Annotated in this window: 10 protein-coding genes; 6 read left to right on the top strand and 4 right to left on the bottom strand. The window is 58.8% G+C overall.

Annotated elements, in window-relative coordinates; translation table 11 throughout:
• Positions 1-10 precede the first annotated feature (10 nt).
• Both pqiB and B7L71_RS11795 read right to left on the bottom strand, forming a co-directional pair.
• Positions 11-1,687 (bottom strand): intermembrane transport protein PqiB, encoded by a 1,677-nt coding sequence (pqiB, locus tag B7L71_RS11790; protein WP_081138140.1) that lies wholly within the window; start codon positions 1,685-1,687, stop codon positions 11-13.
• Entirely contained in the window at positions 1,680-3,023 is a 1,344-nt protein-coding gene (locus B7L71_RS11795; protein ID WP_170919493.1) for a paraquat-inducible protein A, read from the bottom strand. The genes pqiB and B7L71_RS11795 overlap by 8 nt, the downstream gene beginning before the upstream one ends.
• Before the next feature lie 185 nt (positions 3,024-3,208).
• On the opposite strand from B7L71_RS11795, the gene B7L71_RS11800 reads away from it, so the two are divergent.
• From B7L71_RS11800 to B7L71_RS11825, 6 genes are all read left to right on the top strand, one after another.
• Positions 3,209-4,183 carry a calcium/sodium antiporter gene (locus B7L71_RS11800; protein WP_081138144.1) on the top strand — a complete coding sequence of 325 codons (975 nt, stop codon included), beginning with the start codon at positions 3,209-3,211 and terminating at the stop codon, positions 4,181-4,183.
• 221 nt (positions 4,184-4,404) lie between these two features.
• Positions 4,405-5,820, top strand: coding sequence for a cytochrome ubiquinol oxidase subunit I (locus B7L71_RS11805; protein WP_081138146.1), 1,416 nt, complete (start codon positions 4,405-4,407; stop codon positions 5,818-5,820).
• 3 nt (positions 5,821-5,823) lie between these two features.
• Positions 5,824-6,825, top strand: a complete 1,002-nt coding sequence (cydB, locus tag B7L71_RS11810; RefSeq protein WP_016913968.1) for a cytochrome d ubiquinol oxidase subunit II — start codon at positions 5,824-5,826, stop codon at positions 6,823-6,825.
• A gap of 3 nt (positions 6,826-6,828) precedes the next feature.
• Positions 6,829-8,505, top strand: coding sequence for a thiol reductant ABC exporter subunit CydD (cydD, locus tag B7L71_RS11815; protein WP_081138148.1), 1,677 nt, complete (start codon positions 6,829-6,831; stop codon positions 8,503-8,505).
• Complete coding sequence (gene cydC / locus B7L71_RS11820; RefSeq protein ID WP_081138150.1) at positions 8,502-10,208, top strand: thiol reductant ABC exporter subunit CydC; 1,707 nt, start codon at positions 8,502-8,504, stop codon at positions 10,206-10,208. The genes cydD and cydC overlap by 4 nt, the downstream gene beginning before the upstream one ends.
• 31 nt (positions 10,209-10,239) lie before the next feature.
• Positions 10,240-11,232: an adenosine deaminase gene (locus B7L71_RS11825; RefSeq protein ID WP_081138152.1), complete on the top strand. Its 993-nt coding sequence runs from the start codon at positions 10,240-10,242 to the stop codon at positions 11,230-11,232.
• Between the two features lie 40 nt (positions 11,233-11,272).
• Here the strand turns inward: B7L71_RS11825 and B7L71_RS11830 are convergent, their stop codons facing one another.
• Entirely contained in the window at positions 11,273-12,256 is a 984-nt protein-coding gene (locus B7L71_RS11830) for a cytochrome-c peroxidase (RefSeq protein ID WP_081138154.1), read from the bottom strand.
• A gap of 163 nt (positions 12,257-12,419) precedes the next feature.
• Positions 12,420-12,637: hypothetical protein (locus tag B7L71_RS17475; RefSeq protein WP_212636758.1), on the bottom strand; the 218-nt coding region annotated here is incomplete at its 5' end.

A 12,637-nucleotide genomic window follows, 5' to 3' on the forward strand; every position in this document is an offset into this window, starting at 1 on the left:
ATCTCTCCTGTCAGCGCGGGGCGCGGGGCGTCGGGTCCTGGGTGTCGAGGTTATCGAACAGCAGGGCGCGAGGATTTTCATTCAGCGTACGCGTAAGCGGCTGCAGGTCTCGCATCAGGCGGTCCAGCCGCTCGATGGCCGTGGTCAGCTCCTGATAGGCCGGTGACGACGGCGAGACACCCTGTAGCGTACTGCGCAGCTCTTCCAGCGTGCTGTTCAGGTTGCCGCCAATCGCGCGAGTTTCAGGGTCGCTGAGCAGTTCGTTGACCGAACGGCTGATGTCACGCACTTCGTTGAGCACCTGCTCGGAGGCTTGCAGGTTGCGGTCCATGCCCGCCAGAAGCGGTTCGACCTCCAGTGCGTTGAGCTTATCCAGCAGGTCGGTAATCTGTGCCTGAATCTGGGCGAAGCCACCTGCCACGGTGGGGAATACCGTCCGCTCTGAGAAAGTTTCCGCTACGTACTCATCGGCCAGGTCGCGCTGGAAGTTCAGATCGACGAACAACGCTCCGGTGAGCAGGCTGCCGTTCTTCAGCGACGCACGTAGGCCCAGACTAAACATCCTGGTGAAGCGATTGTCCCAATCTCCCAGATCGATATCTGAATTCTCGATGCCCAGCCGCTGGGGCTCGATGCGAATCAGTACGGGGATCGCAAACCGTGCTCTGGAATCAGGCTGAGGCGCGGTAAAATTCCAGGGCACCGCCGCCACAGTACCGATGCGTACGCCGCGGAACTCCACCGGTGCCCCGCGAGAAAGCCCCCGCACCGTGTCGTCGACCAGCAGCACGTACTCCAGGTAGCGATTGAAGGTGCCTTCCCGGGCATCGTCTTCGTCAGCGTAGAGGTTGAAGCGGGCATTATGCTCCACAGGGCGCCCCATGGGCAGGTCTTCGGGCACGCCAAAGGTCACGCCGCCGCCCAGTAACGCTTCCAGCGATTCGACATTGACCCGAAAGCCATTGGCATCCAGGCGAAAATCAACGCCGCTGGCCGTCCAGAACCGGGTGCTGTCGGTCACCAATTGGGAATAAGGTTCTTCGATGAAAACCTGGTGATACATGGTGCGCGAATCCGCCTCGAAGCGGGTGTCTTCGACGCGACCAACCGTGTAGCCCTGATAGGAAACCGGGTCGCCGACGCGCAGGGAATTGCCCAGTTGGCTGACCAGACTGATTTGAAGTCCGGCCTGTCCTGCCGTGGCCACGGGTGGCACGTCGCTGACGGCGAACTCTCTTCTCGGTTCGTCCGACTGGCCGGGTTCCAACTGAAGATAGGCACCCGACAAAACGGTTCCCAACCCGCTGATGCCCTCGCGGCCGATGCGCGGCTTGACGACCCAGAAGCGGCTGTCTTCTCTGAGCATGGCTTCTGCTTCAGGCTGGATTCGGGCGGTCATCACGGCTTGTGAGAGGTCATCCGACAGGCGCACGCTTTGTACGCGACCAATCTCGACGTTGCGGCTGCGTATCAATGTGCTGCCTGCCTCGATGCCTTCGGCGTTGCTCATGGTCAGCGTGATCAAGGTGCCACGGCTGGTGTAGTTGTCATACACCAGCCACAGGCCGATAACGACGGCCACGAGGGGCACGATCCAGATAGGCGACAGGCGTGTCTGCCGAGAGGCTTTGGCCCGGTGGAGTTCGTTGTCAGTATCGGGGGTGTTGGGGGTGACATCATTAGCCATCAATAGCGTCCTTGGTGGCCGTCGTGCGGCGGGCAGGGCGTGGAGTGTGCGAGTCCCAAATCAAGCGAGAGTCGAACGTCATGGCGGCCAGCATGGTCAGCACGACCACGGCGCCAAAAGCGAGTGCTGCGGGGCCGGGGGTGATCGACATCAGCGAACCGGCACGGATCAGGGCAACGAGAATCGCTACCACGAATACATCCACCATGGACCAGCGGCCAATGAACTCGGTGATGCGGTAAAGCCGCGTGCGGCTGTTGGCATTGAGCTCGTCGCTGCGATTGATCATCAGGCATAACCATACCAGCGCGACCAGTTTGCCGACAGGCACGATGACACTGGCAATGAAGATCACCGCAGCCACGGGCCATGAGCCCATTTGCAGGAGCTGCACGACACCGCCAATGATGGTCGAAGGTGCCGTATGGCCCAGGCTAGTGGTGGTCATGATGGGATAAACATTGGCAGGAATATACATGATCGCCGCAGCAAAGAGCAGCGCCCAGGTGCGCTGCAGGCTATGCGGGAGGCGAGTGTGCAGCTTCTCATGGCAGCGAATGCAGCGGCGGTGATCCTTGTCGAAACGGTTGACTAGCCCGCAGGTGGGGCAGCCGGTCACCTGTTGGCTGGCCGCCGTAGCGCCCGTCAAGGTGCCTTCCGGGGCCAGTGGCTCGCCCTCCAGTGAAAACCACATCCAATCTGCATCGATAGATTGTGTGGTCATCAGCAGCAGGATGGCGAACACACAGAAGGCCCAAAAGGAGATGCCCAGCTCGATCTGTGCCATGCCGGCCACTTTGATCAGACTGACCAGCGCGCCGATGATGAACACATCGGCCATCATCCAGGGCGTCAGGTGGGCCAGCGAGCGAGCGATATCTCGGCTCAATGGCAGTGGGCGGGCGCGCAGTAGCCCGAACTGCAGCCAGATGACCCCCGTCAGGTAGACCGCCGGCAGTACCACGATGGTCATGATCACCGCAATGGCTACGATGGGTTGGTGAAAATTGATCAGCGCCGTGGCCGTTTGGGTCAGCTCGATGCGGTTGCCGATACCGCCTACGCTGAAGCTGACGAAGGGAAACGAAACGGCCACGATAAGGGCCACCAGTGAGGCAATGGCCAGTGCCATGCTACGTTGCGCGGGGTAGCGGTGGCGCTTGACCAGCACATGGGAGCATCGTGGGCAGGAGGCCTTCTCACCTGAGCCCAAAGGGGGCAGGGCCGAGACCCAGTCGCACTCATGGCAGGCGCGCAGCCGCCTGCGCTGGACGCGTGCCTCGGGGGGCATGCAGTCCACGGCGGGCGTATGCATGGAAAGGGTGGGTCGTTTCATGAAAGAGACATCAGGCAATAGCAAACTCTCGATAGTTGGCGCATTTTAAATCAATATAGAGCCGAGACGTGAGTGTCAAATCAGGGTCACCACGCTTCTCTTGAACTCGGTGCTTGACCCCGCCTCCCGGTTCGACAAGGATGCAGCCGCGATAGTGCCTGATACGATGACATTAAGGAACCGAAATGTTGCTTGCCTTTGTAGCAGTGGTGGTAGGGCTCGTCCTGCTGATCTGGAGTGCTGAAAAATTTATCGATGGCGCTGCTGCTACCTCGCGGTGGTTGGGGTTGTCGCCGCTGCTGATCGGTATGCTGGTGATCGGATTCGGAACGTCGGCCCCTGAAATGATGGTCTCCGTACTGGCGGCCATGCAGGGTAATCCCGGGCTGGCGCTAGGCAATGCTTACGGATCCAATATTGCCAACATAGGGCTGGTGCTGGGTTTTGTGGCGCTTATAGCGCCGCTGGCGGTGCACTCCAGCGTCATTCGCAAGGAGATGCCGCTGCTGGTAGCGGTCATGCTGCTGACTGGCTACATGCTGATGGATGGCTGGATTTCCCGCGGTGAGGCAGTGTTGCTGCTGGCCGCGCTGGGGATATTCATTACGGTCAGTATCATTCGTTCTCGGCGTGATCAGGCGGATGCACTGACCGATGAAGTGACGGAGAGCCTGGACAGCAAGCCGCTTTCTCGTGGCAAGGCGCTGATGTGGACGCTGGTGGGGCTGGTGCTATTGGTAGCCAGCTCGCGTTTGTTGGTATGGGGCGCGGTAGAAATTGCCGTGGGCTTTGGTGTCAGTGACCTGATCATCGGTTTGACGGTGGTGGCCGTGGGCACGTCGCTTCCTGAACTGGCCTCTTCCATTAGTGCCTTGAAGCGCAAAGAGCACGATATGGTGCTGGGCAACGTGGTCGGTTCCAATCTGTTCAATAGTCTGGCCGTCGTCGGGTTGGCGGGTGTGATCGCGCCAATCGAGGCGGGTCGTGAGGTGCTGGTGCGTGACTGGAGCGTGATGACTTTCATGACGCTGCTGATGGTGCTGTTTGCATTCTCATGGCGCGGGCGTCCGCGGCGAATCAACCGTCTGGAGGGGGGCGTGCTGTTTTCCCTGTTTGTCGTCTACACCGGCTACATGGTCAGTCTGGTGGTGATGACATGACTTTTTTTAATTGAAAATGAGCAGTTTGCCTGAATGGCATGCGTCAATGCGACACAGCTTTTTGGGCAAACTTGCGCTGTATAACAGGTGTCGAAGCGTTAAAATGCAACACAGCTAAAGAATAAGCTTAGTGCTTATAACTAAAATGCAGTGCCATTAAGGCTCAACTAAGCTTGTGTAACCCATTGATGGGATATTGATCCAGGTCTTAGGAGCGTGTGATGGAACTCGACCCCCTTGTACTATCGCGAATACAGTTCGCTTTCGTTGTATCGTTTCATGCGATCTTTCCGGTCTTTACCATCGGGCTGGCGTCTTACATAGCGCTGCTTCATGGGCTGTTTTTCAAGACCAACAACCCCGCCTGGGACCGCCTGGCACTGTTCTGGACCAAGGTGTTTGCCGTGGTTTTCGGCATGGGCGTAGTCTCCGGGATCGTCATGTCCTTCCAGTTTGGCACCAACTGGAGCAACTTCTCCCAGGCAGCGTCCAACTTCCTCGGACCGGTGCTCAGCTACGAGGTCGTTACCGCTTTCTTCCTTGAAGCGGCATTCCTCGGTGTCCTGCTCTTTGGCCGAGGCAAGGTGCCACAAGGGGTGCACTTGTTTGCTGCCATCATGGTGGCGACCGGTACTTTCATTTCGTCGTTCTGGATTCTTTCTGCCAACAGCTGGATGCATACGCCGGCAGGGGTAGAGCTCATCGACTATCGGTTCCACGTGGTTTCCTGGACCGAAGCGATATTCAATCCCTCCTTTCCTTACCGCTTTGCGCATATGGCTATGGCATCCTTTCTGACCGGTGGCTTCGTGGTGGCCGGTGTGAGTGCCTGGTTCCTGCTGCGTGGTCGCGACCCGGAAGCCAACCGTCGAGCGCTTTCCATGTGCCTTTGGTTGCTGCTGTTTTTGGCGCCAGCCCAGGCGGTCGTGGGGGACTTCCATGGTTTGAATACTCTGGAGCACCAGCCGGCCAAAGTGGCGGCCATGGAAGGGCATTGGGAGACCTCTGGCAACGTTCCGCTGCTGCTGTTCGCCATCCCGGATCAGGAAGCACAAACCAATCGCTTTGAAATCGGCATTCCCAATCTTGCCAGCCTCATCCTGACCCACTCTACGGATGGGGTTATTCAGGGGCTGAACGAATTTGCTCCTGAAGAGCAGCCACCGGTCTGGATCGTCTTCTGGGCGTTCCGCGTGATGGTGGGGATTGGACTATTGATGATTGCCACCGCCTTGGCAGGACTGTTCCTGCGTCGTAAAGGCAAGTTCCATCAGCATACCGGGTTCCTCAAGACGCTGGTGTACATGATCCCCATGCCGTTCGTCGCCGTGTTGGCTGGCTGGGTAGTCACCGAATCTGGACGAGCCCCATGGCTGGTATACGGCATGATGACCCACGCAGAAGGCGTTACGCCTTCGCTGACCGGCCCCATGGCGCTGTTTACGCTGGTGGGCTACGTGCTGGTGTATGCGGTGGTGTTCTATGCCGGTATCTACTACCTGACCCGCGTGGTGCGTAACGGCATGCTGCCCAAGGAAGAGCGTGAAACGGCAGGTGACAACTTCAGACGCCCCATGCGCCCGCTATCGGCCACGGAAACTCCCTTTGATGACGATGTCGACCCGGTGAGGAACTGAGACATGGAAATGTTTGATCTGACGATAATCTGGGCAGGCATCATCGGGTTCGGGTTGATGATGTACGTGTTGATGGACGGTTTCGATCTGGGGCTTGGGATTCTGTATCCCTTCGCCCCGGACGAAGACGCCCGGGATGTGATGATGAACTCCGTGGCGCCGGTCTGGGACGGCAACGAGACGTGGCTGGTGCTGGCGGGTGCCGGTTTGCTCGGGGCTTTCCCGCTGGTCTATTCGGTCTTCCTGCCCGCACTCTATATTGGCGTGTTCTTGATGCTGGCGGGGCTTATTTTCCGGGGGGTGGCCTTCGAGTTCCGCTTCAAATCCCGGCGCAATCGTCGCTGGTGGAACCGCGCCTTCTGCTGGGGCTCCGGCGTGGCCGCTTTCGCTCAAGGGGCGGTGGTCGGTGCTTACATTCAGGGGTTTCATGTCGAAAACTTTGCCTTTGCAGGTGGCGCTTTCGATTGGCTTACGCCTTTCTCGGTACTGACCGGCTTCGGCCTGATGGCAGGTTATGCGTTGCTGGGAGCCACCTGGCTGATCTTGAAATCCGAGGGGCATATTCAGGAGTGGGCTTACAAGGTGACGCCGCTGCTGTTGGCGCTGGTGCTGGGCGTCTTCGGTATCATTAGCATCTGGACACCGTTCGTGAATCCGGTGGTTTGGGAGCGCTGGTTCGGTCATTTGCAGCTGATCTGGATATTCCCGGCACTGGCGCTGCTGTCGGCCTTCATGGTGTATCGCTCCGTGAAGCGTCGTAACGAGGGCATTCCCTTCGTGGCCACCATCGGCATCTACGTGTTCACTTACCTGGGGCTGATCGTCAGCAAGTGGCCCATCATCGTGCCACCGAACTACACGCTGTGGGATGCCGCCTCCGCCCCTGAGTCTCAGCTGTTCCTGCTGATCGGTGTGCTGTTCGTCATTCCGATCATCCTGACCTACACCGCCTGGACCTACTGGGTCTTCCGCGGCAAGGTGCGCGTTGGCGAAGGGTATCACTGATTCATGGCCTCTCCTGCGGCCCAGTCGAATTCGTTGACGCCGCGCCGTTGGCTGAGCACGCTGGCTCGTCGTGAGCGTGCTCGGCTAGCGCTGGCAGCGTGCTTCGGCGTGCTGTCTGGTGCTCAGACGATCCTGCTGGTGGTCGGGTTGGCGTGGTCGATTGAGCAACTGGTCGTGCATGGCCGCTCACCTGTCACGCTGGTACCCGTGCTGCTCGGCCTGGTGGTGGCCGTGGCGTTGCGCTCACTGTTTCTTGCCCTGCAAGAGTCGTTGAGTGCAACTGCCAGCTTGCGCATCCGTCAGTACGCTCGGGAGCAGGTCTTGAACAAGGTTGCCGCGCTAGGCCCGGTCTGGATGACGCGGCAGCAGAGCGGAGCCTTGGCGACCCAGTCGGTTGAGCACATCGAAGCCCTCGATGGCTATTTTGCGCGCTTTCTACCCCAAATGCGCATCGTGCTATTGCTGCCACTGCTGATTGCCGCGGTGGTGGGGTGGCTCGATTATCTGGTGGCCATCTTCTTGTTGCTCTCTGCGCCATTGATTCCGCTGTTCATGGCGCTGGTCGGCATGGGGGCAGAGCGTCTCAACAAGGAGCAGTTTGCTTCCGTTGCCAGGCTCTCGGCGCATTTCGTCGACCGCGTACGCGGTATGACGACGTTGCAGCTATTTGGTCATACGCGTGCTGCCCAGCAGGACGTCTGGTATGCCACCGACCAGTATCGCCGTCTGAGCATGCGCACGCTTAGGCTGGCATTTCTCTCGTCTGCGGTATTGGAGTTTTTTGCCTCGGTGGCCATCGCCGTCGTCGCCATGTACGTGGGGTTTGGTCTGTTGGGCTATATCGATTACGGTCCTTCCCCCTCGCTGACCCTGTTCAGTGGTCTGGCGGTGTTGCTACTGGCTCCGGAGTTCTTCCAGCCCTTGCGCACCCTCTCGCAGCATTATCACGACCGTGCTGCCGCGCTGGGGGCGGCAGAGAGTATCGTGACCATCCTCAATGAGCCCGACGTGGTGCCGACCCGGTTTGACACCCCCGTCGAACCAGATGCATTGATTGAGTTGGTGGATGCCGAGGTGGGCTATGGTCAGCACTCTGCTGTCTTGACGGGCGTCTCGGCCACGATACGTCAGGCGGATGTAGTGGTCATTACCGGAGAGTCAGGTAGTGGCAAGTCTTCCTTGCTAGCGCTGATGGCCGGTTTCATGGCGCCTCTGCGTGGCGCTTGCCGAGTCCGCCAGGGCGAGCAAGTGGCGTGGCTGGATCAATCACCCTGCATCATTCATGGCTCGTTGGCCGATAATCTGCGCCTGGCGGCGCCTGATGCGACACCGGCTGCGATGCAGGAGGCCCTGGAAAACGCAGGTCTGGGTGAATTGTTGGCTGCCTTGCCCCATGGCCTGGAGACGGTGGTTGGGGAGCGCGGGGTCGGCTTGTCGGGAGGTCAGGCGCAGCGTTTGACCCTGGCTCGGGTATTTCTCAGCCAGGCACCGCTGGTGTTGTTGGATGAGCCCACGGCGAGCCTTGATTCGGCGACGGAAAAGAGCGTGATCGACGCACTGCTGGCCTGGTCGGCAGAAGGGCGAACGTTAGTCATGGCAACACATCACTCTGCGGTGATGGCCGTTGCCACTCGCCACTGGGTATGTCGAGACGGCCAGCTTCACGAGGTGGCGCCATGAAGTTTCTGCACAATGACCTGAGCCCATGGCTGGCGCTCATGTTAAGGCGCAGGCAGCGCTTCCTCATGGGGGCGCTGCTGGTATGGGTAACGTTGCTGGCGGGCCTTGCGCTGCTGGGTTTGTCCGGCTGGTTCATTGCGGCGTGTGCCCTGGCGGGCATTGCGTTGGCTGCCGGGTTGCCGTCATCACTGGATATTTATGTGCCCGGCGGCGGTATTCGTTTTTTTGCCTTGCTGCGCACCGTCGCTCGATATACCGAGCGGCTCTACAACCACAACACCGTGCTGACGCTGCTGGCGGATTTACGCTATCGCGTCTTTGGTGACTTGACGCGCCTGGATGACGCATCGTTGCGGCGTCGGCGAGTCGGTGAGTGGTTGAGTCGCCTGACGTCGGATATCGATGCCCTGGATAGCCTGTATCTACGCCTGCTGGTGCCGCCAGTAGTGGCCTTGTTGAGTGTCTGGATCGTCGCAGGTTTCATCGCTATCTGGTTGCCGCTGGTGGGAGCCGTCGTGGCCTGTGTATTGACGCTGCTGTGGCTGGTCATCACCCTGGGCTTTGCCAGGCTGGGTTTCACCAACAGCCATCGTCAAGTGGATGATCAGGAGGAGCTTCGGCGGCTGGTGTTGGATCAGGTACAGGCGTCCGCTGAGCTGATGAGCTACCGAACCAGTGACTGCTATCGCAGGAAAATACGATCTCACGAACAGCAAGCGCTGGATAACCAGCGTCAGTTGGCCGTGAAGGCCGCGCTGGGAAATGCGCTACTGATGGCGGTAACGGGACTGTTGATCATTGGTGTGCTTTGGCTGGGGAGTCTGGCACTGGCCGAGCAGCGCGTGGTGGGCCCCATCATGGTCATGGCCGTCATAGCCGTGTTTGGTATCAATGAAGTGTTGGCCAGCCTGCCTGCCGCTTTTGTGCGGTTTGGCGCCAGCCACGGGGCGGCTCAGCGGCTGAATGCCCTGCAGGCGACACAAGGGCAAACGCGTGTGGGCTCGTTTCCGGATGACGAGGGTGGCCATGCCCTGCAACTGCGTGAGGTCATGTTCCGTTATCCTGATGCGGCGAGCTGGGCGATATGTCAGGTTTCTCTGACGCTGCCTGCCGGTCAACGTGGTGCCATCATGGGTATTTCGGGTTCGGGCAAATCGACGCTGGCCAATTTGATCATGGGCCGTATCTCTCCCACTGAAGGGGATGTGTGGGTGGCCGAGCATGCACCCTCTGCCGTTACCCTCGAAAGTAGTGCAGCACATATGGGGTACCTCCCCCAGCAAATAGACCTGTTCGATGGCTCGCTGGCCGATAACCTGCGGATCGCCAAGCCTGACGCGACAGACGAAGAGCTTTGGCAGGTGCTTGCCCAGGTCGCTCTCTCGGACTGGGCGAAACGCCAGCCTCGTCAGTTGGCGACTCAGGTGGGAGAAAGAGGGCAGCAGCTTTCAGGCGGGCAGGCGCGCAGAGTGGCGTTGGCGAGGCTGTTCTTACGCTCGCCCTCGGTGGTATTGCTGGATGAGCCCTTCGCGGGAGTGGATGCGGCAACCGCCCGGCACGTGGCGGCCTCGCTGGACGCATGGTTGGTAGGCCGTACGGCGATTTTCTTTGTTCATCAAGTGGATGATGCGGCTCTGGTGCCGGGTTTGGCTCATCAATGGCGGCTTGATGGCGGTAAGTTAATTCACGATACTTCATTTTGATATTCACCGAATCGGCAAGTAGGCGGCGACCATGAACGACTTTTTACGACACCTTCCCAAGGCTGAGCTTCACTTGCATATCGAAGGTTCTCTCGAGCCGGAACTGATGTTCCAACTGGCGGAACGTAACGGCATCGAACTCCCCTATGCCACGGTCGAAGAGGCCAAGGCAGCATATGATTTCAAAGACCTGCAAGGGTTTCTGAATCTTTATTACCAGGGCATGAACGTCTTGCGCAGCGAACGGGACTTCTATGACCTGGCCATGGATTATTTCAAGCGTGCCCGTTCGGAAGGCGTGCTGCATATCGATATGCACTTCGACCCCCAGGCGCATCTGCAGCGTGGTGTACCTTTGGAGGTGGTCATGGCGGGACTGCTCAGGGCCAAACAGGAGGCCGAGAGCCAGCTGGACCTTTCAGTGGGTATGATCATGGCCTTCCTGAGGGATCGTCCAGTCGACGAGGCGCTACACGTTCTCGAGCAGGCGGCACCCTACTGGAAAATACTGGATGCCATTGGCCTGGACAGCGCCGAGCGTGGCAACCCGCCCGAGAAGTTTCAGGCCCTGTTTGCGCGCGCCAAGGAGCTTGGGCTGGTGCGTGTGGCCCATGCGGGCGAGGAGGGGCCTGCCGCTTACATTACGCAAGCCCTGGACCTGTTGGACGTTCAGCGCATCGACCACGGCGTGCGCTGTCTCGAAAGCGAAGACGTCGTGCAGCGCCTCAAGGCGTCTCAAACGGTACTGACCGTGTGCCCGCTCTCCAATGTCAGCTTGAAAGTGGTCGATCAATTGGATCAGCATCCGCTACCGGCGTTGTTGGAAGCGGGTCTGAAGGTCACTATAAGCTCTGATGATCCTGCCTATTTTGGTGGTGGGCTGCTCGAAAATCATATCGCCTGTGCCGATGCCTTTGGCTGGGGAGAAGATACCTTCAAATGGCTGAATCGCAATGCCATGGAAGAAGCCTTCGTCAGCGACGCGCGGCGCGCCGAACTGCTGAAGCGCCTGGAGGCAGCTTGATACAGCCTGCCGCCGCCCCTATGGGCGGCGGCATAGTGCATCAGGGTAGAGCGGGCACCTCGAAATCGGGCATTTCACCTGTCAGGGAGTGCAGAAATGCCGTGATGTTATCAATGGTGGGTTCGTCAAACTCACGTCCCAGCATTTCCTGGCCCATAATGGCCACGGCTTCTTCGAGCGTTTCGGTGGCACCATTGTTCATGTACGGGTAAGTGACGCCGACATTACGCAAGGTGGGGGTGCGGAAGCGGTACTTGTCTCTTTCTTCGCCGGTCACCACGTAGCGACCCAAATCTGTCGACCCCGGCACCTGAATGGCGTGGAACTGGCTATCGGTAAAGTTGGCGCCGCGATGGCAGGCAATGCAGCCATTATCAACAAAAGCTACCATGCCCTCTTTTGCCTGATCGCTGATGGCGTCCATATCACCCCGCAAATAACGATCGAAAGGTGCGTTGGGCGTGTTGAGCGTTCTCTGGAAGGCGGCCAGTGCCTTGGCCAGGTTCTCGGCATTGATAGGGTCATCCTGGTCGGGGTACGCTTCCGTGAAGCGCTCCTGGTAGAGCTCGAACTCTGTCAACCTGTCCAGGGCGTGTTCCAACTGCATGGCCATCTCGACATCGGCTTCGATGGGGCCCAGTGCTTGACCCTCCAAATCCGGCTCCCGTCCATCCCAGAATTGCGATCCCAGGAAACCACTGTTGAGCACGGTGGGTGTGTTGCGTTCGCCAACCTGACCGTTATGGCCCACGGCTCTAGGAATGCGATCTGACCAGCCGAGCGCCGGGTTATGGCAAGTGGCACAGCTGATGACACCGCTGGCGGAGATCCTGGGCTCGAAAAACAGCATGTTGCCCAGCATCACCTTTTCATCGGTCTGTGAATTGTGGGCAGGTAAAGGTGGTAAGTGGGGCAGCGGTTCGAACCTGTCGCGGTAGCTACCGAGTTCGTCGTCTGCCCACAGTGAAGTCGTGCCTAATAGCGCGACACTCGCAAGTCCGATGGCAATACGTGATGTTGTCATGGTTTCCCCCTCCTGTTTGACCGGTCTGGTGTGCACCGTTCTTTTCAGCGGTGCTTCAACAAGTCTAAAAAAGCGGGGAAGGGCAGGGCTTGCCTCAGGTCAACTTTCCGGCCATTGGTGACCCGCAGGTGCTTGAACGGTGAATGAGAAAAAAGCTTGACGATCAAAAAGAATTGGGTAGAATACGCCCCACATCGAACGGCAACGCCGACAGATGGCTCTTTAACAATTTGATCAGGTAATTCATGTGGGCGCTTGCCGATGAGGGTGAATCATCACCCAATATCAAGGCAAGCGAACACCAAGATACTCTTCGGAGTATCACAGTGAATTCGTTTGAACCTTGAGCCAAGTTTGATCCGCTTTTGTTGCCTTCGGGCA

Source organism: Halomonas sp. BC2 (assembly GCF_002078115.1).
GTDB lineage: Bacteria > Pseudomonadota > Gammaproteobacteria > Pseudomonadales > Halomonadaceae > Vreelandella > Vreelandella stevensii.

Coding starts and splice junctions, on each gene's coding strand:
- pqiB (WP_081138140.1), bottom strand. CDS start 1,687: ATGGCTAATGATGTCACCCCCAACACCCCCGATACTGACAACGAACTC.
- B7L71_RS11795 (WP_170919493.1), bottom strand. CDS start 3,023: ATGAAACGACCCACCCTTTCCATGCATACGCCCGCCGTGGACTGCATG.
- B7L71_RS11800 (WP_081138144.1), top strand. CDS start 3,209: ATGTTGCTTGCCTTTGTAGCAGTGGTGGTAGGGCTCGTCCTGCTGATC.
- B7L71_RS11805 (WP_081138146.1), top strand. CDS start 4,405: ATGGAACTCGACCCCCTTGTACTATCGCGAATACAGTTCGCTTTCGTT.
- cydB (WP_016913968.1), top strand. CDS start 5,824: ATGGAAATGTTTGATCTGACGATAATCTGGGCAGGCATCATCGGGTTC.
- cydD (WP_081138148.1), top strand. CDS start 6,829: ATGGCCTCTCCTGCGGCCCAGTCGAATTCGTTGACGCCGCGCCGTTGG.
- cydC (WP_081138150.1), top strand. CDS start 8,502: ATGAAGTTTCTGCACAATGACCTGAGCCCATGGCTGGCGCTCATGTTA.
- B7L71_RS11825 (WP_081138152.1), top strand. CDS start 10,240: ATGAACGACTTTTTACGACACCTTCCCAAGGCTGAGCTTCACTTGCAT.
- B7L71_RS11830 (WP_081138154.1), bottom strand. CDS start 12,256: ATGACAACATCACGTATTGCCATCGGACTTGCGAGTGTCGCGCTATTA.